We start from the raw sequence: 25,346 nt of genomic DNA, 5'->3' as shown, positions 1-25,346 counted from the left end.
TATGAGCACCCCTGAGCAGGAAGTCGAATACCGCCAGCACCGGTTCTCACCTCCCCCGGGCGCGACCGAGATCTTCCTTGTCCGCCACGGTGAATCCGCTCCGGCGAAGGGCGACAACCCGTTCGAACTCGTCGACGGGCAGGCCGATCCGGATCTCGCGCCGGAGGGCAGGGATCACGCCGAGCGGGTGGGCCGCCGCCTGGCGGACGAGCGGATCTCGGCGCTGTACGTGACGACACTGCGCCGGACACCGCAGACCGCGGCACCGCTGGCCGCGAAGCTCGGGCTCACGCCGGAGGTCGAGCCGGACCTGCGCGAGATCCACCTCGGCGAGTGGGAGAACGGGCTTTTCCGGCGATATACCTACGAAGGCCACCCGATCGTCGAACAGCTGTGGCGCGAACAGCGCTGGGACGTCATCCCCGGCGCGGAGACGATGGAATCGTTCGGCGGGCGGATCAGGGCGGCCATCGGCAGGCTCGCGGCGGCCAACCCGGACCGGAGGATCGCCGTGTTCACCCACGGCGGTGTCATCGGCGAGGTCTTCGCGCAGGCCAGCGCCGCGAAGAACCGGTTCGCGTTCCTGGGCGCGGACAACGGCTCGATCTCACATCTGGTGGTGTCGGGCGAGAACTGGATGGTGCGGCGGTTCAACGACACGTCGCATCTTCAGTCGCCTTTCGGCTGATCCGGCCCGCCGCGACCAGGTGCACGACGACCAGGACCGCGACCGCCTCGGCGGCCAGCAGTCCGATGAGCACGAGCACCTGGGTCACCCCGGCCTGCACCGGCCCGGCGCCACCGAGGAGGACACCGACGTAGGCGCCGGGCAAGGTGACCAGGCCGACCGTGCGGGTCTGGTCGAGAGCGGGGATCAGCGCATGTCCTGCCGAGGGGCGGCAGATCTCCAGCGCGGCCGGGCGGCGCAGGAATCCCAGCGCCAGCGCGGCTTCGTATTCGCCGTGACGGGAAACGAGTTCGTCCAGCGCCCGCCGCGCCGCCTGCGAGGTCGCGGACATCGCGCCGCCGATGACGATCCCGGCGATCGGCACGATCGCGATCGGCCGCCACGGGACCACCCCGGTCGCGAGCACGAGCGTCAGCACCGGCACCACACCGGACGCGATGGCGAGCGCGACCCACGCCAGATCCTTCGCCACCCCGATCCGGCGCGCCGAGGTGACCGCCGCGATCGTGAACATCAGCAGCACGAAACCGCCGGTCAGCCAGCCTGATTTCAGGATCCCGACGATGACCAGCGACACGGCGGCGAGCTGGACGACGGCGCGCCCGGCCGCGAACAGCACCGCCTTGCCCTGCCCCAGCCGCCCGAACTGCACCACCGCCGCGCCGAAGATCGCCAGCACGGCCAGGACCACGGCGAGCACCGGGCCGAACTCGATCGCACCATCCGTCACCCGGATGATCCTGCCGCAGGATCAGGCGGTGCAGGTCACCGGCGCGCCCGCGGCGGGAGCGGTGCGCTCGCTGACGACCTCGCCGTCGACGAGGATCCGGCATCGCAGCGCGCCGCTACCCGAACCCTGCGCGGACAGGCTGTAGAACTCGTCGCGGCCTTCTTCGCTCCTGCGCTCGAAGGTGGTGCTCCACGGCGTCGTCACGTCGGTCTTCTGCATGAGTTCCGAGCCCTGCGCGACGTAGGTGACGTTCTGGGCGCCTTTCGCGCCGGAAAGCTCGTAGACGACGGTGTGCAGCACGGTGCGCACGGCGGCCGCGGCTTGTTCGACCTGTTCGGCCTGCGGCGCGGGCGGATTCTGCACGGGCCTGGAGGCCTTCGGCAGCACGTAACTGGTCAGGGTGACGGCGACGGCCATCACACCCAGCACGACCACGACCGTCCCCAGCGGCTTCAGCCTGCCGGGGGCACCCTGCCCCGGCGCCGATGCCGGAGGGGTCGCGGTAGGAACACCCATGGAGAGGTCTTCTCTCGTCCGAGCGCACTTCCGTCGAGTGCGTCGACTACTTCTCGCACGGAGGTGACTCCGCGTTAGCCGTTATCGGGAAGAAACCCGATATTCACCCTTTTGGGTGTCCCAGTGAGTGGGGAACCCCTGGTCATGGGGCGATCGGCGTAAGCACAGTGAGCCGAACAGCTCACTTTGAGTGACCCGGCTAGTCAATGAGACCCGCGTCGGCGAGCAGCCCGAGGACCCGCTGTCCCGCCGGCGGGCAGAGGTGCGCGTCGGCCGACGACAGCCAGGCGGACTCCGCGATCTCCCGGCCGGGTGTGGGCTCCCCGCGATGGTCGGCGGTGTAACAGGTCAGGTGGACGCGGCGGCCGTCCGCGTAACCGTCGGCCTGCTCGTTCAGCACCGCGAAGAAGCGGAAACTCGGCGGGTCGAGCTCGACGCCGAGTTCCTCCCTGATCTCCCGGCACAGCCCGGCGACGTCGCCCTCGCCGGGTTCGCGCTTGCCACCAGGCAGGTAGAACTTGGCCTTTCCCTCGGTCCGCACCGACAGCAGGCGGCGGTCGCGGACGTGGATCCAGGCCAGTGAATCGATCTCTGCTTCGGACACGGCCCGATTCTGTCGTAGGACGGGGGCATCATGGCAACCGTGTATCGGGAGACGACGGCACCCGGCGGGCCGTCCGGCGTGGTGTGCTGCCTGTGGGAGGACACGGGCACGGCGCCGAAGCGGATCGTGCCCGACGGCTGTGTCGACCTGGTGGAGAGCGGCGGTGAGGTTTTCGTCGCCGGGCCGGACACCGCGGCCTGGACCTGGGAGACCAGCGCACGGGCAAAGGGTGTGCGATTCGCCCCCGGCAGAGCGGGTGACGTCCTGGGCCTGGGCGCCGACGAGCTGCGTGATCAGCGTGTCCCCCTGCGCGACCTGTGGGGCAGGGAAGGCGAACTGCTGGCCGAACGCGTGCTCTCCGGCGAGGCTTCGCTGCTCGACGTCGTCGAGCGGCGCGGAGCCGGCCGGGCCGACCGGGAGGTCTCGGCGTTGATCGCCAGGCTGGACGGCGGCGTTCCCCGGGTTTCGGCCGCACTGGACAGCTTCACCACCGGCGAACGGCAGTTGCGGCGGCGGTTCACCCTCGCGGTCGGCTACGGACCGGCCACGTATCTGCGGGTCACCCGGTTCCAGCGCGCCATCGGTCTCGCGGGAACGGCGCCGGATCTCGCCTCGCTGGCGTTCTCGGCGGGTTATGCCGATCAGGCTCACCTGAGCCGGGATTGCCGGGAGCTCTCCGGGCTGAAAGCGAGCGAGTTCTTCCGCGCCAGGAAATGAGCGATGTCCACAGTGGACCGGTAGAGATCTCGGTAGTGCGGATAGAACTCGTCGTAGACGTCGGCGTCCGCGCCGGGGCGGACGATCTCGGCGACGGGGTTCCAGGCTTCGAGATCCGGTTCCCTGCCCAGCGCGACCGAGGCGAGGACGGCGTCACCGAACGCGGCACCGATGGTTTCCGCGGGGATCTCCTGCTCGATCCGCGCGACGTCGCTGACGATCCGCGTCCACACCCCGCCCTGTGTCCCGCCGCCGACGGCGACGAACCGGCCGGTGCCACCACCGGCCTCGCGCATGGCTTCGAGGTTGTGCCGCACCCCGTACGCCGTGCCTTCCAGCGCCGCGCGGTACAGATCCGCACGATCGTGGGACGTGGTCAGCCCGGCGATGATCCCTCTCGCGTCCGGGTCGGGCACGGGCGTCCGTTCTCCGGCGAAATACGGCAACATCAGCAGACCGCGGCTGCCCGCCGGGACCTCGGCCGCCGCCGCGGCCAGCTCCCCGAACTCGCCGCCGACGAGATCCCGCAGCCAATCGGTGATCGCGCCGGAGGTCGCCATGCCGGCGGCGAGCGAATAGCTGCCGGGGAAGGCACCGCGGGTCGTCCACAGCCCCTGCCCGGGGCGGGGATCGGCGAGCATCTGGATCAGGAACATGGTGGTGCCGTACATGAGCATGGTGTCCCCGGGCGCGGTGACCCCGACACTGGTCGCCTCGGCCCAGGCGTCCACCGTTCCCGCCGTCACCGGGATCCCTTGCGGCAAGCCGGTTTCCGCGGCCGCCCCGGCGGTGATCGAACCGGCGACCTCGGTCGGCCACGCGAGCCTCGGCAGCTCGACGCCGGGGACGATCGCCGCGGCCCGGTCCGGCGCCCAGCGCGCCTCGCGCAGGTCGTACATCGGATCGCATTGACTCGCCGAATGATGGTCGAGGACGTATTCACCGGTCAAGCGCAGCACGAGGAACGAACTCGCCATCAGGAAGAGCTTCGCCCACTCGAACACGTCCGGCTCGTTCTTGGCCAGCCAGCGCCATTTCGGCCCGACGGCCTGTGAGCCGAGCGCGCTCCCGCCGCGTTCCACAATGGATTCTTCGCCGAATTCCCGGTTCAATTCCCGGATTTCGTCGGATGCTCGGGTGTCGACGCCGTAAAGGATCGCGGGGCGCAAAGGTTTGCCGGAAGCGTCGGCGGGCAACAGCACCGGCCCGATCCCGCTGACCGACACTCCGATGATGGGATGATCCCCGGCGGCCGCCGAAAGTTCCCGCGCCAGCGCCACGAAGTCTTGCCACCACACGGTTTCCGCGTCGTGCTCGAACCAGCCGGGACGCGGCCGGGAGGTTTCGTGCGGCTGGGACGCCCGTGCCACTATGGTGCCCTGGGAATCGACGAGGACGCCTTTGGAACTCGAAGTGCCGATGTCGACGCCGAGCACCAGGCCCGGTTCCCGCACGACGCCTCCGAACTCCTCCGCGCGAGTAGCGCGATCAGCGGATGGTAACGATTGTCGGCCAAGCTATTCTTCCCGTGCGAGGGTGTCAACACACCTGTGGAAGGGGAGGTCACGGTGGCCACCATCAACGACGTGGCGGCGAAGGCCGGGGTTTCGACGGCGACCGTGTCGAGAACGCTCAACGGGAAGTCCACTGTGGACCCGGTGCTCGCGGCAAGGGTGCAGGCCGCCGCGGCCGAATTGGGATACCACCCGAACGGGCTCGCGAGGAATCTGCGCCGTCAGGAGACCGCGGTACTCGCACTCATCATCTCCGACGTGGAGAACCCCTTCTTCACCGCGATCGCCCGCGGCGTCGAGGACATCGCGCAGACGGCGGGCTATTCGGTGGTGCTGTGCAACGCCGACGACAACGAGGAGAAGGAGCGGCGCTACATAGACGTCGCGCTCCAGGAACGGGTCGCCGGCGTGGTGCTCTCCCCCACCGGCCGCGCCACCAACGTCGACCGGCTGACCGAACGCGGCACTCCCGTGGTCGCCGTCGACCGGCCGCTGCTGGAGAACACCGGCGACCAGGTCCTGGTCGACACCCGGCTCGCCGCCCGCGACGCGACCCGGCACCTGCTCGACGGCGGGTACCGGCGGGTCGCCTGCGTCAGCGGGCCGCCCGGGGTGCGCACGGCCGAAGACCGGCTGGCCGGTTACACCGACGCGGTCGGCGAGGAGAACGCGCTCACCCGGCGTGCCGAGTTCCGCGCCGAGGGCGGCAGGCTCGCCGCGCTCAGCCTGCTGGACGAGCCCGAACCGCCGGACGCGCTGCTGGTCGGCAACAGCACGATGACGATCGGTGTCCTGGAGGCCTTGGCCGCCAGAGGCCTGCGCTCGGGACAGGACGTCGGGATCGTGTCGTTCGACGACGCGCCGTGGACGACGCTGATCGACCCGCCGCTGACAGTGGTCGCCCAGCCCGCGAACGAGGTGGGCAGGGTCGCCGCCGAACTACTGCTCGCCCGGATCGGCGACAGCACGCGCAAGGCCACGACGACCACGCTTCAGGCGAAACTGATCGTGCGCCGGAGTTCACGGCGCGACTGACCCCCGGGAGAACTTCAGGTGCACGACGTGCCTGGGCGACCGGTTCGCACCGGCCGCCCAGGAACGCCCCACCCCCTTGTTCCCCCAAGCCGGCCCCACACCAGCCGGGTTCTCCGAAGCGGTGGGAAGAAATCGTTTACCTTTCGGAAGGTAAGTTCCCGTTTACCACCTGTCAAGCCGGACTCCTGGACAAGCTCGCGCGATCCGGGCAGACTATGGCGACATTGCCTACTGCGCGTGTTTAATTCCGTGCACTCTGTGTTCATCTCTGGTGAATTCCCCCACGAAATCGAGATGAGACCGCACGAACCCGCACAGACGCGTTACCCTAGGCGCTATGTCGATAGCGCTCGAGAACGTTCTCGCCAAGGCGGGCCTGAAGGTCGACGCCAACGAGTTCCTGAACCTCGTCGAGGACGCGGCGCGGAGACTGACCCCACCGAACCCCGATCCGTCGCATTATTTCTCGGCGGACCAGCGGGCCGCGCTCACCGACGTCGGCCTCGACCTCTCCCCCCGGGGCGAGGACGAGCCGGACTTCCGTGCCCGCACGGTCGCCGCGCACGCCGTACTCGCCGATTCCGCGCTGAGCGTGCTGGAAGCGGCGAAGGCACTGGGCGTGGACGACAGCCGGATCCGGCACCGGCTGAAGGAGGGCAGGCTCACCGGCTGGAAGGACCAGGGCTGGCGGCTGCCCGCCTGGCAGTTCGCCGGTTCCGGGGTTCTGCCCGGCCTGGAGGTCGTGCTGCGCGCCGTCCCCGAGGACCAGCCCGCGCTCGTCGTCGCCGCGTTCATGAGCACCCCGCAGGCCGATCTGGTGATCAACGACCACCCGGCCACCCCGCGCCAGTGGCTCCTCTCCGGCGGCGACCCCGAGCACGTCGCGAGACTGGTGGCCACGCTGGGTTCGCCGTTCTGAGATCCTTGCCCGACGACGGGAATTTCAGTCGGGGGTAGGCCGTAGGCTGACCCCATCGAGCAAGATCACCCGACAAGGACGGACGACTCCCGAGGTATGGCCCGGCTTCCCCTGCCGCCCGCACGCTCTGTCCTGGTCAAGGAGCTGCACCGCACCAACGACGTGGTGACGGTGCACCCCGGCACCAGGCTGGTCAGGATCTTCACCGCGCACGGCAACCACCCCCAGCAGTGGAATTCGTTCCGCTACAGCGGCCCGCTCCCGCACGGCCGGTTCGACCCGCAGACCCCCGGTCGCGGCGGTCGCCCGGTCACCGACCCCGGGAACGGTGTCCTGTACTTCGGCCTCACCGTGCGCACCAGCATCGCGGAGGTCTTCCAGACCACGTCGACGGTCGACCGCAAGTCCCGCGGCCCGCGCCTGGTCGTCGTCCGGCCGACCCGCACGCTGCGGCTGCTCGACCTGGCCGGCCTGTGGCCCACCCGGGTCGGCGCCTCGCAGGAGATCTCCAGCGGCCCGAAGAAGATCACCCAGGCCTGGGCCCGGGCCATCCGCGCCGCGTTCGGCGACCTCGACGGCGTCTGGTACCGGTCGTCCATGGATTCCGGCGGCCCCGCGCTCGCGCTGTGGGACCCGCCCGCCGGGAACTCGCTGCCGGTCGCGCCGGACGTGCTGCTCCCGCTGGACCATCCGGGGCTCGACGTCCCGCTGGGCCGGGTGTGCGAAGAGCTGAACTACACGCTGCTCAGCTGAGCCCCTGCCCTCGTGAGTGGTGAGGACGGTTAGAACCGTGGGTGTCGTCGCCCGGCCCCATGAAGGCCTGAGAAATCTGGAGCCGGTGTCGCGAAAGCCACTTTCGGGACATCAGACGTCTCGAAAGTGGGGCGGTTTCAATCGGTTGTTGCAAGTGGTGGTGGCTGATAGGGAGTTCGGCATGCCAGGAGCCCGGTTGACGCGTGAGGAGCGGGAGAAGATCCAGAATGGTTTGGATCAAGGTCTGAGTCAGGACGCGGTGGCGAAGGTGCTGGGTAGGTCACCCTCGACGATTTCCCGAGAAGTGCGCCGCGGTGGTGGACCGCGGTGCTCGCGGCCCGGCACCAAGGTCGATGGCCGGCCCCGCCGTTACCGGGCCGGCCGAGCCCAGCGCCTGGCCGTGGAACGCGGCCGGCGCCCGAAAGCCCACCTGCTGGCCGGCACGCTGGCGGCGGTGGTGACCGGTCTGCTGCAAGCGGACTGGTCACCCCGGCTGATCTCCCTGATGTTGCCGAGGTTGTTCCCCGACGATCAGGCTATGCGGGTGAGTCACGAGACGATCTACCTGTCACTGTTCATCCAGACTCGCGGTGAACTACGCAACGAACTCACCGAGCATCTGCGGTCGGGCCGGGATCAGCGCCGGTCACGCACCAGCACCTCCCACCGCCGCAAAGGCCGGATCGCCGGGATGACCCCGATCAGTGAACGCCCCGCCGAGGCCGCAGACCGGGCCGTTCCCGGGCACTGGGAAGGCGATCTGATCCTCGGCGCGGTCGGCCAGGGCGCGGTCATCACCCTGGTCGAACGCCACTCCCGATTCGTGCTGCTCGCTCCCCTGCCCGACACCCACAAGGCCGTCGAAGTCCGGGAACTACTCACCAGCATGATCGCCACCCTGCCCACCGAACTGAAACGGTCGCTGACCTGGGACCAAGGCAACGAAATGGCCCAGCACGCCCAATTCACCCTCGACACCGGACTACAGGTCTACTTCTGCAACCCCCACGGCCCCTGGGAACGCGGCAGCAACGAAAACACCAACGGCCTGCTACGCCACTACTGGCCCAAAGGCTCAGACCTACGCCACCTCACCCAAACCCACTGCGACGCCATCGCCCTACGCCTCAACACCCGACCACGCCCTACACTCGGCCTCCTCACACCAGCACAAGCACTCGACAAAGCACTACTTGCAACAACCAGTTGAAACCGCCTGGCTTTCGCGACATGATCACCAGGGCTGTGCCGGGCCTGGCCACGGCCGAGGTTGCGAAAGTGGCTTTCGCAACCCCCGGCTGAGCCCCTGCCCTCGTGAGTGGTGAGGACGGTTAGAACCGTGGGTGTCGTCGCCCGGCCCCATGAAGGCCTGAGAAATCTGGAGCCGGTGTCGCGAAAGCCACTTTCGGGACATCAGACGTCTCGAAAGTGGCTTTCGCGACATGATCACCAGGGCTGTGCCAGGCCCGGCCACGGACAACGTTGCGAAAGCCACTTTCGCAACCTTCAACGTTGCGAAAGTGGCTTTCGCAACCCCCGGCCGAGCCCCTGCCCTCGTGAGTGGTGAGGACGGTTAGAACCGTCCTCACCACTCACGAGGTTCAGAGGTGGCGGCCCCACCACTCCAGCACGGCGTCGAACCGCTGCACCCGGTGCCGCGGCAGCCCGGACCGCGTGAGTTCGTGTCCCTCACCGGGGAACAGCAGGAATTCGGCCGCGACGCCGTTCTGCCGCAAGGCCACGTACATCCGCTGCGCCTGCTCCAGCGGGCATCGCCAGTCCTGCTCGGAGTGCACGACCATGAACGGGATGTCGATCTTCCCCGCGTACGTCAGCGGGCTGCGCTTGCGCTGCTCTTCGATGTCGTCGCCGGCGTAGCCCCCGGCGAAGAACCAGCCGATGTCGGAACTGCCGACGAACGAGTCCCACGCGTTGACCGCGCGCTCGCTCCACGCGGCGCGGAACCGGCCGCCGTGGTGCGCGGCGAGCCAGCTCGTCATGAACCCGCCGTACGAGCCGCCCATCACCCCGACGCGGTCGCCGTCCAGGTTCGGCAGCTTGAGCGCTTCGTCCAGTAGCGCCAGCAGATCGTCCGCGTCCACGGTGCCGAGTCCGTGGACGATGCTCCGGCCGTGGCTTTCGCCGTAGCCGGCGGAACCGCGCGGGTTGCCGAGAACGACGGCGTAGCCCGCGTCGGCGAGCACCTGCGCCTCGTCGAACACCTTCCATTCGTACGCCGCGAACGGTCCACCGTGGACCATCAGGACCACGGGATGCGGCCCGTCCCCTTCGGGCCGGACGACCCAGCCGTGGACCGGATAGCCGTCCGGGGCGGTCGCGTCCAGTTCCTCCAGCGGCAGGATCCCGGTGTCCCGCAACGCCTTCGAGTAGTCGGTGAGCACACGCTGTTCGCCGCCGGAAAGCAGCACCACGTCACCGGAACTCTCGGGCGTCCCGATCACCGCGGCGATCCGTTCGCCGTCGACGGCGAACGACTTCACCGCGGTGCGTTCACCGGCGAGGCGGCGCAGGGAATTCAGCTCGGCGAGTTCGGCGTCCAAGGGAACGGCACGCAACTCCGCGGCACCGCGATTGCTGACCACGACGAGGACCTCGCCGCCGACGACGACCGGAGGGCTGGCCGCGTGGTCGCAGTCCACCGTTTCGACGCCGGTCAGCCGGCGCGGGGAAGAAATTTCGTCACCGGAGGGCCACGGCGCCTGCCAGAGCCCGGTGTTGCGGGCGACGTCTTCCATACCGGGGAATTCGTTGCCGTAGAACAGGATCGAACCGTCCGGGGCGACGACCGGCCGGGCCGCGGTGCCCAGAGTCCGGACCAGCAGCCGGGGCTCGCCACCGTCCGCGGGTACGGCGTAGACATCCGAACGGATGGTGTCCTCGGCGGCCCAGTCACGCGGGGCGGTGAACAGGATCTGCTCGCCGTCGGCCGTCCACGACGGATGGTCGACGTCGGCGCGGTCGTCGGTCAGCGGCGTGAGCTCAGCAGGCGATTCCTCGTCCAGCGCGGCGACGGCGTCCACGACGAACAGACGCTGTGGACGGTCGTTGAGGAAACCCACGTCGTCGACGCGGTAGAAGAGGTTCTTGATGTGCCGCGGCGCTTCTTCGCCCGGCTCCGGGGTTTCGCCGTCCGCGTTCTCGGTGCCGTACCGGCCGGGTTCGGGCACGCGGGCGACGAAGGCGATCCGGCGGGAATCGGGTGCCCAGACCGGGGAGCCCGCGCCGAGGGGCAAGCCGGTGATCCGCTTCGCGTCGCCGCCGGCCGCGGGCATCACGTGCACCTGCGGCTTGGCCGCGCGTCCGGAGCCCTCTCCGGCCCGGAGGAACGCGACCCACCGGCCGTCCGGCGAGATGGCGGGGGCGGAGTCCTTGGCCCCGTGGGTCCAGGCGCTCTCTCCGCCGCCACCCAGGTCGACCCTGCGCAGGGCTCCGCGGTAGCCGTTCGTCTTCAGATCAGGCCTGCTCACCGCGGTGAGCAGCAGGTCGCCGCGCAGCGCGAGGATGCCGGGGACCGTCAGGGCTTCGATGTCAACGGGACGCACGGCCCCGACGGTACCCGATCCTTAGCAGTTCTAACTACTGATCGAAGATTCCCGCTCAGCGGCTTCCAGCTTCTTCGCCTTCGCGAGGCTGGCCACCGTCGTCACGGTCAGGACCACGACGATGACGCCCAGGGAGACCCAGTTGTTGATGTCCAGCCAGTCCGGGACGACGTGGTACTCGTGCAGCGCGTGCAGGAACAGCTTGGCGCCGATGAAGGCGAGGATCACCGCTAGGCCGTAGGACAGGTACACCAGCTTGGTGACCAGGCCACCGAGCAGGAAGTACAGCTGGCGCAGACCCATCAGCGCGAACGCGTTGGCGGTGAAGACCAGGAAGGCCTCCTGCGTGATACCGAAGATCGCGGGGATCGAGTCGACCGCGAACAGCAGGTCCGCGCTGCCGATCGCGACGATCACCAGGAACATCGGGGTGATCCAGCGCTTGCCGTCCTTCTTCACGAAGGACTTGTGCCCGTGCCACTCTTCGGTGACCGGGAAGAGCTTGCGCACCCAGCGGGTGAGCGCGTTCTCCTCGTATTCCTCTTCTTCATCCTTGTTGCGGACCATGCTGACCGCGGTCCAGACGAGGACGGCGCCGAAGAGGAAGAAGACCCAGACGAACTGCGCGATCAGCGCGGCGCCCACGGCGATGAACACGCTCCGCATGGCGAGCGCGAGCAGGATGCCGATCAGCAGCACCCGGTGCTGGTGGATCGCGGGCACCTTGAACGACGTCATGATGATCATGAAGATGAACAGGTTGTCGACGCTCAGCGAGTACTCGGTGATGTACCCGGTGAAGAACTGGACACCGAAGTCGTGCCCGGCGAAGACCCAGACACCGACGCCGAACGCGACGGCCACGGCGATGTAGAAGATGACCCACCGGGCGGCTTCGCCGGTGGTGACCTCGTGTGGCTTGCGATCGACGATGACCAGGTCCAGCGCGATGAGCGCGAGCAGGCCACCGACCGTGGCGATCCACAGCCACAGGGGAACAGACATGTAACCAACCCTCCGGAAAGTGCACAGCAGCAACTAACCGGAGGTCTCTTCCGCCGGTGCGAAACCGGCCGACGGTGCCGGGGGCCTGCGAAGGCCACCGTGCTGACGACACCGCCGCGAAGGAATACTCCCCTCACAGCTGGTCCAGTTTGACCTGTCTGTACGCATGACGCCAGTTAAGGTTGCCCTTGTCACCAAGAAGATGGCGTAACTCCCGTCACACCCGCATCTTCTCCCTCTTCGGGTACCCGTTCCGGTGGCGGCCTAACGTCACGCTTGTGTGGTCCGTGTGTGCCGGGGAAGCGGTTCTCAGCTTCGGTGAAATACGGTCGTTCCGTGCCCCGAATCCCGCTCCCTCGCACGCGAGGCGCGAAGCTCACCGCGCTCGCCGCGGTCGTGGTGGTCCTGGCCGCCGCGGCCGTCGTGTGGACGAACAGCGAACCCGCGCCGTCCGCGGTCGAAACCCAGGACGCGACCCTCGACCTGCCCGAAACCCCGGGCTCGTCCGAGGTCGTGAAGATCGACACGACCACGTACCTGCCCGAACAGACCCCGGCTCCGGCCGTCCTGCTCGCCCACGGTTTCGGCGGTGACAAGAACAGTGTCGCCGCCGAGGCCCGCGAACTCGCCGACAAGGGTTTCGTCGTGCTGACCTGGTCCGCGCGCGGTTTCGGCCGCAGCACCGGGAAGATCGCGCTGAACGACCCCGACCGCGAGGTCGCCGACGCCAAGAAGCTGATCGACACCCTGGCCGCGCGGCCCGAGGTCCTCAGCGAGAACGGCGACCCGAAGGTCGCCGTGTCCGGCGCTTCGTACGGTGGCGCGCTTTCCCTGCTGCTCGCCGGGACCGACAAACGGGTCGACGCGATCGCGCCGGTGATCACCTACAACGATCTCGCGCAAGGCCTCTTCCCGAACGCCGCCGCCCCGGCCGCGCCGCACGCCACGACCCCCGCCGCCGGCGCGTTCACCGCCGACGGCGTCTTCAAGAAGTCGTGGGCGGGCATCTTCTTCTCCGCCGGTTCCGGCGCGGCGCAGAGCGGCTCCCCCGCCAACGACGCGCCCGAAGCGGGTGACGAGACGAGCGAATCCGGTGCTGCACAGGGCACGGGCGGAGCGGGGGCCGCGGCGCAGTCACTGCCGCTCGGCGGCCAGAACGGGCAGCGGCCACCGGCGGGCCCGGCCGACCCTTGTGGACGGTTCACCGCCGATGTCTGCCAGGCCTACACCGAGCTCGCCACCACGGGGAAGGCGAGCCAGAAGACCGTCGAACTGCTCCGCCGGGTCTCCCCCGCGTCGGTGACGGACAAGATCACCGTGCCGACCCTGCTGGTGCAGGGCGAAAGCGACACGCTGTTCGGGTTGGACCAGTCCGACGCGACCGCGCGGCAGATCACCGCGGCGGGCGGCAAGGTCCACACGATCTGGTACACCGGCGGCCACGACGGCGGGAAGCCCGGGCAGAAGCTGCGCGCGCAGATCGCCGACTTCCTCAAGTTCTCCCTCACCGGGCAGGGCACCGATCCCGGCACCGGGTTCAGTTACGACATCCAGGGCACGCTGCGGGCGAACGGCGCCCCCTCGGTCCGGACCGTCACCGCACCGGCGTACCCGGGAGCGACCGGCGACGCCACGGAACGACGCCAGTTCACCCTGGCGGGCCCGGCCCAGCCGGTCGTGCGCCCCGCCGGCGGCAACCCCGCCGCGGTGAGCGGGATCCCCGGCCTGAACGGAGCGGTGGCGGGTTCGTCCCGCCTTTCCGGACTGTTCAGCCTGGACCCGCCGGGGCAGGCCGCGCAGTTCGCGACGCCGCCGCTCGACGCGCAGACGATCGTGGCCGGTTCGTCGACGGTCCGGCTCCAGGTCTCGGCCGATCCGTCCGCCGCGGCTCCGCAAAAAGAAGCCGTCCTGTTCGCGAAGCTCTACGACGTCAACTCGGAAGGTGTCCGCACGCTTCCGGCCAACGCCGTCGCCCCCTTCCGCGTCTCGGGCCTGCCCGCCGACGGCAGCCCGGTCGAGGTGACCGTGACACTGCCGGGCATTGTGCGGCCGCTGGAAGCAGGGCACACGCTGCGGCTGGTCGTCGCCACGACGGACCAGGCGTTCGCGACGCCGGTCGAGCCCGCCGTGTTCCGCATCGGGCTGGCGGACGGCGGACGGCTCGGCGTGCCGGTCGTCCCCGGCAACTCGGTCGGCGCGGGCGCGCCCACCGCGCAGCTGCTCGGGATCGCCGGAACGCTGCTCGCGGGTATCGCGATCACCGTGATCGCCGCCTTCCGCCGCCGCCGCGCCCACGACGTCGACGAGAGCCTGGCGAAGACGCCGCTGGTGATCGAAGGTCTGCGCAAGGCCTACGCGGGCGGGTTCGTCGCGGTGAAGGATCTGTCGTTCCGCGTCGAACCCGGTCAGGTGCTCGGCCTGCTCGGGCCGAACGGCGCGGGCAAGACGACCACCCTGCGCATGCTGATGGGGCTCATCACGCCGACCGCGGGCACCATCCGCGTGTTCGGCCACCTGATCGCGCCCGGCGCGCCGGTGCTGTCCCGGATCGGGTCCTTTGTGGAGGGTTCGGGCTTCCTGCCGCACCTGTCCGGCAAGGAGAACCTGGAGCTGTACTGGGCGAGCACGGGCCGCCCGAGGGACAAGGCGCATTTCGCCGAGGCGCTGGAGATCGCCGGGCTCGGCGACGCGGTGAACCGGCGGGTCCGCACCTACAGCCAGGGCATGCGGCAACGGCTCGCGATCGCACAGGCGATGCTCGGCCTGCCGGAGCTCATGGTGCTCGACGAACCGACCAACGGGCTCGACCCGCCACAGATCCACCAGATGCGCGAGGTGCTCCAGCGCTACGCGGCGACCGGGCGCACCGTGGTGGTCTCGAGCCACCTGCTGGCCGAGGTCGAGCAGACCTGTACGCACGTGGTCGTGATGCACCGCGGCATGCTGGTCGCCTCGGGTGAGGTCGGCGAACTGGCCGCGTCCAGCGGCGAGGCGACGTTCCGCGTCGACAAGCCCGCCGAAGCGGCCGAAGCGCTGCGGAAGGTCGGCGGTGTTTCCGGCGTCGACGTCGACGGCGAACTCGTCCACGCGGATCTCGACGGTCTCGCGCGCGCCGAGGCGGTCGCCGCCCTGGTGCGGGCCGGGGTCGCGGTCGAGCAGGCCGGGCCGCGGCGCCGTCTGGAAGACGCGTTCCTGCAGCTGGTCGGAGAGGACTCGAAGGGTGAGTAAGACCAATGGTTCCGGCCCGGCGACCCGGGCGGATCACGGCGTGCACACCGATCCGGCGGCCCTGCTGGAGCTGACCGAGGTCGCGTCGCACGAACCGACCGAGGTCGGCCCCGACGGCGCGGTGGCGGGTTACCGCGCCGACCGGACGCTGCGGCTCGGCGTCGAACTTAAGCGGCAGCTCAAACGGCGGCGAACCCAGCTGATGCTGGGCTTCGTCGCGCTGCTGCCGTTCATCCTGGTGATCGCGTTCGAGATCGGGCAGGCCAACCCGAACCGTCGCAGCGGCGGCTTCGTCGACCTCGCCACCGCGAGCGCGCCGAACTTCGTGGTGCTCGCGCTGTTCGTGTCCGGGACGTTCCTGCTCCCGATGATCGTGGCGTTGTTCTACGGCGACACGATCGCGAGCGAGGCGTCGTGGTCGAGCCTGAAGTACCTGCTCGCGATGCCGATCCCCCGGCATCGGGTGCTGCGGCAGAAGGCGATCGTCTCCGGCATCCTCTCCGCGGTCGCGCTGATCCTGTTGCCGCTGGTCTCACTGGTGGTCGGCGTCATCTGGTACGGCGCGGGCGACGCGATCAGCCCGACCGGTGACGCGGTGTCGTTCGGCGACAGCCTCATCGCCATGGGGCTCGCGACGGTGTACATCATCCTGCAGCTGGCATGGGTGGCCGGTCTGGCGATGCTGCTCTCGGTCGCCACCGACGCCCCGCTGGGCGCCGTCGGCGGGGCGGTGATCGTCGCGATCGTTTCGCAGATCCTCGACCAGATCACAGCACTGGAGGGGTTGCGGGACTACCTTCCGACGCATTTCGCGTTCTCGTGGATGGATCTGATCTCGACCGACATCGACTGGACGAACATGGCCAACGGCATGCTGTCCGCGGCGTTGTACGGCACGGTGTTCTTCCTTCTGGCGGGCCGCCGGTTCGCGACGAAGGACATCACCAGCTGAGAGCGATTCCGTACCGGAAAATCACCGGGGTCCACCGGGAAGACGAAATCCTCTTCCCTGGTGGGCCCCGGTTTTCACTGGCCGTGGCGACCTTCACCCATTAGCGCCGGTAACCGGTGTTTCATGCGCATGAGAACATCGATTTTCCGATCATCGACTCATTGGGTGAAAACCTCGAATTCATCTTCGGACCCCTCCGGGAAATCCTTATCTTCAGTGGAAAGGTGCCGACGCGAGCGGAAAGCGGGGATGTCACCATGACCCAGTCAGTCGAGACCCCGGTCCAGGAATTCTCTCTTGATTGGACCATGAGCACCGGCAAGGGCGGCCGGGTCGGATTCGCCGTCTCGGGCCAGGTGACGCTTCTCGACAACAATCGGTTCTACAAGATCGACGGGGTCCTCTACATCTCCGAGGGCAGCGCCTACTGCCGTGAGATCGGCAATCCACATCTCTTCGTCCGGCGCAACGGCGTCGAGGAGAGCGGCAGGCAGTGGGGCTGGGAGACGATCTGCAACCGCAAGTCCTGCGCCAGGCTGTGTTCGATGGACGCCTACTTCGTGCGTACCGGCTATTGGGCGCCCGCCGACCGCGCCATTCAGCTCAGCATCGGCGCCGAGACCGGCTGGAACCGCAAGCGGTCCTTCAGCCCGACGGTCACCGTGCAGCTGAGGGACTAGCGGTCCACTGTAGATCCGCGCGGGCTCGGGTACGGTCGGGCCATGGCCACCTCTTCGATCCGCGTGGACGACGAAGGCGGGATCGCCGTCGTCACCCTCCAGCACGGTAAGGCGAACACCCTCGACACCGAATTCTGCCAGGAATTGACCCTCCGGCTCGAAGACGTGCAGCTGAGCGATTGTCGCGGGATCGTGCTGACCGGCACCGGCGGCATCTTCTCGGCGGGTGTCGACCTGCGGCGAGTGCACGACGGCGGCGCGGACTACCTCGAGGACTTCCTGCCCGCGCTGTCGGACGCGTTCCTCTCGGTCTTCGGCTTCCCTGGCCCGGTGGTCGCGGCCGTCAACGGGCACGCGATCGCCGGCGGGGCGGTGCTCGCCGCCGCCTGCGACCGCCGTGTCCTCGCCGACGGCCCCGGCCGGATCGGGATCACCGAGCTGCTCGTCGGCGTGCCGTTCCCGTTGGCGGCGCTGGAGATCCTGCGGTCCGGGTTCGGGGCCGACGTCCTCGCCGAACTCGCCTTCCTCGGCGAGACCCACCTGCCCGCGGACGCGCTCCGGCTCGGCCTGGTGAACGAGGTGACCGCGCCCGAGAACGTCGTCGGGCGGGCGGTGGAAGTGGCCAGGAAGCTCGCCGAGATCCCGGCGGCCGCGTACGCGCACACGAAGGCGCAGCTGCACCGGCCGTTCCACGAGCGGATCGCCGAACACCGCACCGGTGACGACGCGCACGTCCTCGAACTGTGGAGTTCGCCCGAAGCCACCGCGGCGATCAAGGCCTACGTCGACCGGGTGCTGCGCGGCGGCTCGACCGGATAGGCGATTGCCCACCGGCGGTGACTCTGTGAGTATCCGACAGCTCAACAGGTCCCGATGGGGAGGGCATGGATGCGGAAGCTCACGGCCGCGTGGCCGGTTCTGGCGATCACCGTTCTCGCCTTGGCCGGGCTCGCCCCGGCCGCGCAGGCGGCACCAGGCGACATCGAGGAAGCACTCGGGCGGGTCCCCGGGCTGACCGTCGTCTCGGAGAACCCGGCGCCGACCGGATACCGGTTCTTCAAACTCGCCTACACCCAGCCCGTCGACCACCGCAGGCCGGACCGCGGCACTTTCCAGCAGCGGTTCACGTTGCTGCACAAGGAATTCCGGTCGCCGACCGTGGTGTACACGAGCGGGTACAACGTCTCGCAATCGCCCAACCGCTCGGAGCCGACACAGATCGTCGACGGCAACCAGCTGTCCATGGAGTACCGGTTCTTCACGCCCTCGCGGCCGGACCACCCGGACTGGGGCAAGCAGCTGACGATCTGGCAGGCCGCCGCCGACCAGCACCGCGCCGTCGAGGCGTTCAAGCGGATCTATCCGGGCAAGTGGCTCGCGACCGGCGGCAGCAAGGGCGGTATGACGGCGACCTACTTCCGTAGGTTTTTCCCGGACGACGTCGACGCGACGATCCCGTACGTCGCGCCCAACGACGTCATCAATTCGCATGACCGCTACAACCGGTTCCTGGCGAACGTCGGCGACGATCCGGCCTGCCGTTCGGCGCTGAAGGCGATCCAGCGTGACGTGCTGACCCGGCGTCCGGAGTTCGCGGCGCTCGCCGCCGCCGACGCGGCGAAGAACGGCTACACGTTCAAGACCGTCGGCTCGGCGGACGTGTCGCTGGAGATCTCCGTGATCGACTCGTACTTCGCCTTCTGGCAGTACCAGCGGCAGTCGGACTGCGCGACGATCCCGAAGGCGGGTGCCCCCGCGGCGGAGATCTATGCCTGGTTCGAACGCGTCGAGAGCCTCAACACCTACTCCGACCAGAACCTCGAGGTCTACGTCCCGTACTACTTCCAGGCGGCTTACCAGCTCGGCGCCCCCGAGTCCTACGAAGGCTATCTGCGGGATCTGCTGCGCTACCCGGGCTCCAACGTGTCACGGACGTTCGTGCCGGATTCGGTCGAGATCCCGCGGTTCGACCATCTGGCGATGCCGGACATCGACTTCTGGGTGAAGTCCCAGGGGAAGCGGCTGATGTTCGTCAACGGCGAGAACGATCCGTGGAGCGCGGAGCCGTTCAAGCTCGGCTTCGGCACGAAGGACTCCTACAGCTACACGGTGCCGGGCGGGAACCACGGCGCCCGGATCTCGCAGCTTCCGGCGCCCCAGGCCGCCGAAGCGACGAACACCGTGCGGCGGTGGGCGGGTCTGCCTCCGGTCTCGCCGGGAGTCAGCACGCGTTCGGCGCCCGCCGGATTCCCGGACTTCGACGCCGACCTGACCATGCTGGAGCGGCGTCGCCTCTGACCCGCCGTCGTGATCCGGTGGACGACACGCGTGATTGAACGGACGACACGCGTGATCAGACGGACGACACGTGGCCGAACCCGGCCGCGGTCGCGCCGTCCATCCAGTCACGCGTGTCGTCCGCCGGATCACGCGTGTCGTCCGCCGGATCACGCGTGTCGTCCGCCGGATCACGCGTGTCGTCCGGTCAGTCACGAGACATCGCCGGAGCTGGGCCTCGTGAGCGGCAAGGACGGTTAGAGCCGCCCTTACCGCCCGCGAGGCCGTGCGGCTACTTGATGCCGGCGGCGTCCATGCCCCGGAGCTCCTTCTTGAGGTCCGCGACCTCGTCCCGCAGCCGGGCGGCCAGCTCGAACTGCAGGTCGCGCGCGGCCTGCATCATCTGGTCGGTCATCTGCTGGATGAGATCCGCCAGCTCGGCGCGCGGCATCCCGGCGACGTCCTTGTCCGCGAGCATCCCGGAGCTGCGCACGCGGTCACCCTGCTCGGGCTTCTTGCCGCGCGACGAGTTCCGGCCCGAACCGCCGACGGCGACGGACTCCGTGTCCTCGGCCTCGCTGTAGACGCGGTCCAGGATGTCGGCGATCTTCTTCCGCAGGGGCTGCGGGTCGACGCCGCGCTCCTTGTTGTACGCGACCTGCTTGGCACGGCGGCGATCGGTCTCGTCGATGGCGTGCTGCATCGAGTCGGTGATCTTGTCCGCGTACATGTGCACCTCGCCCGACACGTTTCGGGCGGCGCGGCCGATCGTCTGGATCAGCGACGTGCCACTGCGGAGGAAGCCCTCCTTGTCCGCGTCGAGGATCGCGACCAGCGAGACCTCGGGCAGGTCGAGACCCTCACGGAGCAGGTTGATGCCGACCAGCACGTCGTAATCGCCCGCGCGCAGCTGCCGCAGCAGCTCGACCCGGCGCAGCGTGTCCACCTCGGAGTGCAGGTACCGCACCCGGATGCCCAGCTCCAGCAGGTAGTCGGTGAGGTCCTCGGCCATCTTCTTGGTGAGCGTGGTGACGAGGACGCGCTCGTCCTTCTCGGCCCGCTCGCGGATCTCGTGCACCAGGTCGTCGATCTGGCCCTCGGTGGGCTTCACGACCACCTTCGGGTCGACCAGGCCGGTCGGCCGGATGACCTGCTCGACGAACTCGCCGCCCGCCTGTCCCATCTCGTACGGCCCCGGAGTCGCCGACAGGTAGACCGTCTGTCCGATCCGGTCGGTGAACTCCTCCCAGGTCAGCGGCCGGTTGTCGACCGCGCTGGGCAGCCGGAACCCGAAGTCGACCAGGTTCCGCTTCCGCGACATGTCGCCTTCGAACATGCCGCCGATCTGCGGGACCGTCTGGTGCGACTCGTCGATGACCAGCAGGAAGTCTTCCGGGAAGTAGTCGATGAGGGTCGCGGGCGCGGAGCCGGCGCCCCGGCCGTCGATATGCCGCGAGTAGTTCTCGATGCCGGAGCAGAACCCGACCTGGCGCATCATCTCGATGTCGTAGGCGGTGCGCATCCGCAGCCGCTGGGCCTCGAGCAGCTTGCCCTGCTTCTCCAGCTCGGCCAGCCGCTCCTCGAGCTCGGCCTCGATACCGCGGATGGCCTTCTCCATCCGCTCCGGACCCGCCACGTAGTGGGTGGCCGGGAAGATGCGGACCTCGTCGACCTCCTTGACGATGTCGCCGGTGAGCGGGTGCAGGTAGTAGAGCTTTTCGATCTCGTCGCCGAAGAACTCGACGCGGATGGCCAGCTCCTCGTACGCCGGGATGATCTCGACCGTGTCTCCGCGGGCGCGGAAGGTGCCGCGCGCGAAGGCGATGTCGTTACGGGTGTACTGCACGTCCACCAGCGCGCGGAGGAAGACGTCCCGGTCGAGTTGCTCGCCGACCTTCAGCTTCGTCGACCGGTCGAGATACGACTGCGGGGTGCCCAGACCGTAGATGCACGAGACACTCGCGACCACGATGACGTCGCGCCGGGACAGCAGGTTCATCGTCGCCGAGTGCCGCAGCCGCTCGACGTCGTCGTTGATCGACGAGTCCTTCTCGATGTAGGTGTCCGTCTGCGCGATGTACGCCTCGGGCTGGTAGTAGTCGTAGTAGCTGACGAAGTATTCGACCGCGTTGTGCGGGAACAGCTCCCTCAGCTCGTTCGCCAGCTGCGCGGCGAGCGTCTTGTTCGGGGCCATCACCAGCGTCGGACGCTGGACGCGCTCGATCAGCCAGGCCGTCGTCGCCGACTTGCCGGTACCCGTGGCGCCGAGCAGCACGACGTCCTTCTCGCCCGCCTTGATCCGGCGTTCGAGCTCGTCGATGGCCGCCGGCTGGTCACCGGCGGGTTTGTAGTCGCTGACCACCTCGAACCGGCCGCCGGTCCGGGGGATGGCCGTGACGGGGCGGAAGTCCGACTGGGCGAGCACGGGGTGTTCGGTTGCGAAAGCCACGAGAACCAGAGTAGGCGCTGGGTCCGACAGTTTCCGTTTCGCCTGGTCGGATCAGCAGGAACAGTCACAGCAGGAACAGCAGTCACAGTCGCAGTCACAGCTGCCGTTGGGTTGGCCGCTCCACGGGCCGGGGAAGGGATCGCGGCAGCAGAACTGGCACGAACAGCACATGTAGGTCGCCACGGCGCAGCCGAAGAAGAAGTTCCTCGGTTTCGGCGGGACCCGGAACTTCGGGACCCAGCAGCCGCCGCCCTGGCCGTCGATCGGTGCGCCGCCGCTGTGCTTGCCCCTCTTCTTCGGCGGCTTCTGCGGCGGCCCTCCGCCACCGGGAGCGCCCGCCGGCGGAGGCGGAGGCTGATAGCCGCCCTGCGGGTACTGGTGGGGCGGGTGAGGCTGGTGGGGATGCTGTTGCGGCTGAGGCCCGGGCCCGATCCAGCCCGGCGGCGGCTGCTGCGGGCCGTGGCCATGCCCGAAGGCGCGCCGCACCGCCTGCCGCAGTTCGTGGACCAGCAGCACGTGCACCAGCTTGGGCTGATCGAACTTCACCTCGCGCAGGGCGAGTTCGACACCGAGCACGGCGTCGTCGCACAACCGCCGGGCCTCGGCGAGCCCGGTCCCGGTGGCCGTCAGCGGGTTCCACGCGCCGGCGGCCTCGTCCTCCGCGAGGTCCTCGACGGCGTCGAGCAGATGCGCGGCCCGGCCGAACAGGCGTCCGGCCTCGGCCAGCGGCGCCGCGTTCTCCGGGCGGCCCGCCAGTACGGCGGTGTGCGCGAACGCGGCCGCCGTCGCCAGTTCGGCGGGTTCGGTGGCGAGGACGGCCGAATCCCCGAGGCGGACGGCGGTTTCGATCTCGGCCTGCCGGTCGACCGCCTCGGTCAGGACGGCCGTGTCGAAGCCGACCCGGATTCCCGTGGCACTTCCCTGGTCCGCCCAGCGCGTCGCGACCCGCCTGGCGGCCAGCGCGACGGAACGCCGCGCGAAGGCGCCGTCGCGGTCCTCGACGTGGTCACTGATCTTGGCCGACGCCAGCACGAGGGAGACCGCCGCCGCGAGCTGGGCACCGCCGCCCTTCGCGACCGACGTCCCCTTCATCGCCCGAAGCGGGCAAGGGCCCGCGTCACGGCGGCCTTCCGCGCGCGGCGACTGGGCTTCGACGAGCGCCGAGATGATTAGTCCGTCATAGTTCGTCACCATTCGGGCGAGATGTCCGTGTTCGTCCCGCAATGCCAGGCAAAGTCCGCAGAGATGGGCGAGCCAGTCCGCGTGCAGACCCGCGGAAAGCCGGTGGCGGCACGGCCTGATGATCCCGAACATGCGTCGACTCCCACTCACCCCTCTGGCGGAACCAGCGCACCTTATCCGGCCGGGCGGCGCTACTCCCCCGGAACCGGCAAACCGTGATCGTCCACCCGGTTGGGCGGTGGTCGCGGGCGGCGCCGCCTTCCAAGATGGGCGGATGACCGCGCTGCATCCGCCCAAGGTCGAGTACTTCGACCCTGCCGCGAAGACCAACACGGACCCCAAGGGCATCGTGAGGGACGTCGAGGAATACCGCGAGGAGCCTTTCGGCCTCTACATGGCGCGGCCGACCCCGGGGCGGGCGCAGTTCCACTACATCGAATCCTGGTTGCTGCCGGATCTCGGCCTGCGGATCACCGATTTCTGGTTCACGCCAGGCCACGAACGCGATCAGGACTTCTACCTCGACGTCGTCGACATCCGCCGCGAGGACGGTGTCTGGGTGGCCACCGACCTCTATCTCGACCTCGTCCTGCGGGACAAGAAATCCGTACAGGTGATCGACGCCGACGAACTCCTCGCCGCGGTCACCGCCGGGCTGCTCTCCCCCGCCGACGGCGAACGCGCGCTCGGCATCAGCCACACGACCGTCGACGGGCTGGCGACGCACGGCCACGACCTGCGCGGCTGGCTGTCCACAAAGGACATCACGCTCGGCTGGCGACGGCACTGATCCCCCGCATCCATCGATCGGTTGATCCTGGCTCATCCCTTGGATGAGCCGATCCTGACCGGCCGATGGATCCCCGGAAGGGCGGCGCCGCGGGACTCTCGATCAAGGGCGTAACCGATCGAGAGGGGGCGGATACCCGTGGTCATGGAGGCCGAGGGACTGCGGGAACGGTCCGATGGACGAGAACGCGGGGAGGTCGCGTCGTTCGCCAGGACACCGGTGCTGGTGATCGCCGGGGCGATGGCGGCGGTCCTCGCGGCGACGGCCGATCGCTACGGCTACTTCGGTGACGAGTTGTACTTCCTGGCGGCCGGACGGCATCTGGACTGGGGGTATGCCGACCAGCCGCCGTTGCTGCCGTTGCTCGCCCGCCTGATGGACGGGTTCGGCGCGGATTCACCGTTCGTCCTGCGGATCCCGGCGATGCTCGCGATGGTGGCGGGCGTCGTGCTGACGGCGCTCATCGCCAGGGAACTGGGCGGCGGCCGCAGAGCGCAGACGATCGCGGCGGCGACGTTCGCGGTGTCCATCCAGATGCTCGGCGGCGGGCACTATCTGGCGACCAGCACGATCGACCCGTTCCTGTGGGCGCTGCTGATCTGGCTGCTCGTCCGCTGGGTCCGGACCCGTGCGGACAAGCTCCTGGTCTGGGCCGGCGTGGTGACCGGCTTCGCCCTGAACACGAAGTTCCTCGTCGGGGGCTTCTGGGTCGTCGTGCTGGCCGCGGCGCTGGCGTTCGGGCCCCGTGACCTCATCCGCCGCCCGGCGCTGTGGCTCGGCGCGCTGATCGCCGTCGCGATGATCGCGCCCACCCTCGTCTGGCAGGCGGCGAACGGCTGGCCGCAACTGACCATGGGCGCCGCGATCTCCCAGGAGGTCTCGGCGGGCTGGGGCGGACGGGTCACCTTCGTCCCGACGCTGGTGCTGAGCGCCGGAGTACCGGTGGGCGCGATCCTGGTCTGCTATGGACTGTGGCGCCTGCTGCGATCCGAACGCCTGCGGCCGTACCGGTTCCTCGGCTGGACCGCGCTCGGCGTCCTCGCCCTGTTCCTGCTGGCGAACGGGCGCTACTACTACGCGGCCGGGATGTTCGCCCCGCTGTTCGCCGCGGCGGCGGTGGAGATCGAGGCGGGCCAGGCGTCGAAGTACTGGCGCTGGATCGCCACCTGGCCGGTGTTCCTCCTGGCCGCGGTGATCGCGATCCCGCAGGCACTTCCGATCCTCCCGCGTGCGCAGCTGGCGAGCGCTCCGCTGTGGGTTCGGCCGATCTTCGCGACCGAAGAGATCGGCTGGCGGGAGATCACGGAGTCGGTGGCACAGGCGTACCGGGCGGTTCCCGATCCAGCCCGTACGGGCATCATCGCGGCGAAGTACTGGCAGGCGAGTGCCATCGACCACTATGGACCGGAGCTCGGGCTCCCGTCGCCGTCGAGCCCCAACCGCGGCTACGTGACGCTGCCGAGGCCGCCGGAATCGGCACGGGACATCCTGTTCGTCGGGAACGATCCTTCGGGGCTTGTGCCGTACTTCACGCAGGTGCGTGAGGTCGGCGCCCTCGACAACCGCGCCGGGATCCAGAACGTGAGTCAGGGCATGAAGATCTGGCTGGCCACCGGCCGGAACGGGAGCTGGGACACGGTGTGGCCGAAACTCACGGACTGGGGCTTCTGAGCCTCACCGGTCCTCTCACGCCCGACGAGCCACGCCGGTGGCACGTAAGGTGCGAGAGGACCGGCACCCGAGG

General features: G+C 69.0%; 21 protein-coding genes. 13 read left to right on the top strand and 8 right to left on the bottom strand.

What is annotated here, in order from left to right; all coding sequences use genetic code 11:
* The first annotated feature begins 1 nt into the window (after position 1).
* Positions 2-688, top strand: coding sequence for a histidine phosphatase family protein (locus tag H4W30_RS04330; protein WP_192741597.1), 687 nt, complete (start codon positions 2-4; stop codon positions 686-688).
* Here H4W30_RS04330 and H4W30_RS04325 read toward each other — a convergent pair.
* The 3 genes from H4W30_RS04325 to H4W30_RS04315 form a co-directional block, all read right to left on the bottom strand.
* Positions 651-1,418: an ABC transporter permease gene (locus tag H4W30_RS04325; protein WP_192741596.1), complete on the bottom strand. Its 768-nt coding sequence runs from the start codon at positions 1,416-1,418 to the stop codon at positions 651-653. The two genes, H4W30_RS04330 and H4W30_RS04325, sit on opposite strands and share 38 nt — an antisense overlap.
* Positions 1,419-1,439: 21 nt before the next feature.
* Positions 1,440-1,934 carry an MmpS family transport accessory protein gene (locus H4W30_RS04320; protein ID WP_192741595.1) on the bottom strand — a complete coding sequence of 165 codons (495 nt, stop codon included), beginning with the start codon at positions 1,932-1,934 and terminating at the stop codon, positions 1,440-1,442.
* Positions 1,935-2,133: 199 nt separating this feature from the next.
* Positions 2,134-2,538 carry an NUDIX hydrolase gene (locus tag H4W30_RS04315; protein ID WP_192741594.1) on the bottom strand — a complete coding sequence of 135 codons (405 nt, stop codon included), beginning with the start codon at positions 2,536-2,538 and terminating at the stop codon, positions 2,134-2,136.
* 30 nt (positions 2,539-2,568) lie between these two features.
* On the opposite strand from H4W30_RS04315, the gene H4W30_RS04310 reads away from it, so the two are divergent.
* A complete protein-coding gene (locus H4W30_RS04310; protein WP_225948762.1) occupies positions 2,569-3,255 on the top strand; it encodes a helix-turn-helix domain-containing protein in 687 nt (228 codons plus the stop codon).
* Here H4W30_RS04310 and H4W30_RS04305 read toward each other — a convergent pair.
* Positions 3,186-4,709: an FGGY-family carbohydrate kinase gene (locus tag H4W30_RS04305; protein ID WP_192741593.1), complete on the bottom strand. Its 1,524-nt coding sequence runs from the start codon at positions 4,707-4,709 to the stop codon at positions 3,186-3,188. The two genes, H4W30_RS04310 and H4W30_RS04305, sit on opposite strands and share 70 nt — an antisense overlap.
* Before the next feature lie 114 nt (positions 4,710-4,823).
* On the opposite strand from H4W30_RS04305, the gene H4W30_RS04300 reads away from it, so the two are divergent.
* The 4 genes from H4W30_RS04300 to H4W30_RS04285 all read left to right on the top strand — a co-directional run bounded on the left by H4W30_RS04300 (position 4,824) and on the right by H4W30_RS04285 (position 8,686).
* Positions 4,824-5,804: a LacI family DNA-binding transcriptional regulator gene (locus H4W30_RS04300; protein ID WP_126734099.1), complete on the top strand. Its 981-nt coding sequence runs from the start codon at positions 4,824-4,826 to the stop codon at positions 5,802-5,804.
* A 337-nt stretch (positions 5,805-6,141) separates the two neighbouring features.
* The gene (locus H4W30_RS04295) at positions 6,142-6,723 is read left to right on the top strand and encodes a DNA-binding protein (protein ID WP_192741592.1); all 582 of its coding nucleotides are present in this window, start codon (positions 6,142-6,144) and stop codon (positions 6,721-6,723) included.
* A gap of 96 nt (positions 6,724-6,819) precedes the next feature.
* Positions 6,820-7,476 carry an RES family NAD+ phosphorylase gene (locus H4W30_RS04290; RefSeq protein WP_007028108.1) on the top strand — a complete coding sequence of 219 codons (657 nt, stop codon included), beginning with the start codon at positions 6,820-6,822 and terminating at the stop codon, positions 7,474-7,476.
* Positions 7,477-7,657: 181 nt separating this feature from the next.
* A complete protein-coding gene (locus tag H4W30_RS04285; RefSeq protein ID WP_225949027.1) occupies positions 7,658-8,686 on the top strand; it encodes an IS30 family transposase in 1,029 nt (342 codons plus the stop codon).
* A gap of 391 nt (positions 8,687-9,077) precedes the next feature.
* Here the strand turns inward: H4W30_RS04285 and H4W30_RS04280 are convergent, their stop codons facing one another.
* On the bottom strand, positions 9,078-11,039 hold the full coding sequence (locus tag H4W30_RS04280) for a S9 family peptidase (protein WP_192741590.1): 1,962 nt from the start codon (positions 11,037-11,039) through the stop codon (positions 9,078-9,080).
* 30 nt (positions 11,040-11,069) lie between these two features.
* Positions 11,070-12,044: a TerC family protein gene (locus H4W30_RS04275; RefSeq protein ID WP_192741589.1), complete on the bottom strand. Its 975-nt coding sequence runs from the start codon at positions 12,042-12,044 to the stop codon at positions 11,070-11,072.
* Between the two features lie 318 nt (positions 12,045-12,362).
* Here H4W30_RS04275 and H4W30_RS04270 point away from each other — a divergent pair, with 318 nt between their 5' ends.
* From H4W30_RS04270 to H4W30_RS04250, 5 genes are all read left to right on the top strand, one after another.
* A complete protein-coding gene (locus H4W30_RS04270) occupies positions 12,363-15,272 on the top strand; it encodes an alpha/beta fold hydrolase (RefSeq protein WP_192741588.1) in 2,910 nt (969 codons plus the stop codon).
* On the top strand, positions 15,265-16,224 hold the full coding sequence (locus H4W30_RS04265; protein WP_192741587.1) for an ABC transporter permease: 960 nt from the start codon (positions 15,265-15,267) through the stop codon (positions 16,222-16,224). Before H4W30_RS04270 ends, H4W30_RS04265 begins: the two co-directional genes overlap by 8 nt.
* Positions 16,225-16,481: 257 nt before the next feature.
* Positions 16,482-16,904 (top strand): hypothetical protein, encoded by a 423-nt coding sequence (locus H4W30_RS04260; RefSeq protein WP_192741586.1) that lies wholly within the window; start codon positions 16,482-16,484, stop codon positions 16,902-16,904.
* Positions 16,905-16,946: 42 nt separating this feature from the next.
* Positions 16,947-17,723, top strand: a complete 777-nt coding sequence (locus H4W30_RS04255; protein WP_192741585.1) for an enoyl-CoA hydratase/isomerase family protein — start codon at positions 16,947-16,949, stop codon at positions 17,721-17,723.
* Positions 17,724-17,792: 69 nt separating this feature from the next.
* Positions 17,793-19,202 carry a S28 family serine protease gene (locus H4W30_RS04250; RefSeq protein ID WP_192741584.1) on the top strand — a complete coding sequence of 470 codons (1,410 nt, stop codon included), beginning with the start codon at positions 17,793-17,795 and terminating at the stop codon, positions 19,200-19,202.
* Positions 19,203-19,473: 271 nt separating this feature from the next.
* Here the strand turns inward: H4W30_RS04250 and uvrB are convergent, their stop codons facing one another.
* Positions 19,474-21,630: an excinuclease ABC subunit UvrB gene (gene uvrB, locus H4W30_RS04245; protein ID WP_318780527.1), complete on the bottom strand. Its 2,157-nt coding sequence runs from the start codon at positions 21,628-21,630 to the stop codon at positions 19,474-19,476.
* Between the two features lie 51 nt (positions 21,631-21,681).
* Entirely contained in the window at positions 21,682-22,944 is a 1,263-nt protein-coding gene (locus H4W30_RS04240; protein ID WP_192741583.1) for a DUF5685 family protein, read from the bottom strand.
* A gap of 142 nt (positions 22,945-23,086) precedes the next feature.
* Between H4W30_RS04240 and H4W30_RS04235 the strand changes: the two genes are divergently transcribed.
* Positions 23,087-23,602, top strand: coding sequence for a DUF402 domain-containing protein (locus H4W30_RS04235; RefSeq protein WP_192741582.1), 516 nt, complete (start codon positions 23,087-23,089; stop codon positions 23,600-23,602).
* Positions 23,603-23,746: 144 nt separating this feature from the next.
* Positions 23,747-25,273, top strand: coding sequence for an ArnT family glycosyltransferase (locus tag H4W30_RS04230; protein ID WP_225948760.1), 1,527 nt, complete (start codon positions 23,747-23,749; stop codon positions 25,271-25,273).
* Positions 25,274-25,346 lie beyond the last annotated feature (73 nt).

The sequence above is a fragment of the Amycolatopsis roodepoortensis genome (genome assembly GCF_014873915.1).
In the GTDB taxonomy this organism is placed as follows: Bacteria; Actinomycetota; Actinomycetes; order Mycobacteriales; family Pseudonocardiaceae; genus Amycolatopsis; species Amycolatopsis roodepoortensis.
Note: the sequence above shows the minus strand (reverse complement) of the source record. Positions and strands in the feature narration are given on the sequence as shown.

Coding starts and splice junctions, on each gene's coding strand:
- H4W30_RS04295 (WP_192741592.1), top strand. CDS start 6,142: ATGTCGATAGCGCTCGAGAACGTTCTCGCCAAGGCGGGCCTGAAGGTC.
- H4W30_RS04320 (WP_192741595.1), bottom strand. CDS start 1,934: ATGGGTGTTCCTACCGCGACCCCTCCGGCATCGGCGCCGGGGCAGGGT.
- H4W30_RS04290 (WP_007028108.1), top strand. CDS start 6,820: ATGGCCCGGCTTCCCCTGCCGCCCGCACGCTCTGTCCTGGTCAAGGAG.
- H4W30_RS04255 (WP_192741585.1), top strand. CDS start 16,947: ATGGCCACCTCTTCGATCCGCGTGGACGACGAAGGCGGGATCGCCGTC.
- H4W30_RS04310 (WP_225948762.1), top strand. CDS start 2,569: ATGGCAACCGTGTATCGGGAGACGACGGCACCCGGCGGGCCGTCCGGC.
- H4W30_RS04250 (WP_192741584.1), top strand. CDS start 17,793: ATGCGGAAGCTCACGGCCGCGTGGCCGGTTCTGGCGATCACCGTTCTC.
- H4W30_RS04330 (WP_192741597.1), top strand. CDS start 2: ATGAGCACCCCTGAGCAGGAAGTCGAATACCGCCAGCACCGGTTCTCA.
- H4W30_RS04235 (WP_192741582.1), top strand. CDS start 23,087: ATGACCGCGCTGCATCCGCCCAAGGTCGAGTACTTCGACCCTGCCGCG.
- H4W30_RS04230 (WP_225948760.1), top strand. CDS start 23,747: ATGGAGGCCGAGGGACTGCGGGAACGGTCCGATGGACGAGAACGCGGG.
- H4W30_RS04285 (WP_225949027.1), top strand. CDS start 7,658: ATGCCAGGAGCCCGGTTGACGCGTGAGGAGCGGGAGAAGATCCAGAAT.
- H4W30_RS04260 (WP_192741586.1), top strand. CDS start 16,482: ATGACCCAGTCAGTCGAGACCCCGGTCCAGGAATTCTCTCTTGATTGG.
- H4W30_RS04275 (WP_192741589.1), bottom strand. CDS start 12,044: ATGTCTGTTCCCCTGTGGCTGTGGATCGCCACGGTCGGTGGCCTGCTC.
- H4W30_RS04240 (WP_192741583.1), bottom strand. CDS start 22,944: ATGTTCGGGATCATCAGGCCGTGCCGCCACCGGCTTTCCGCGGGTCTG.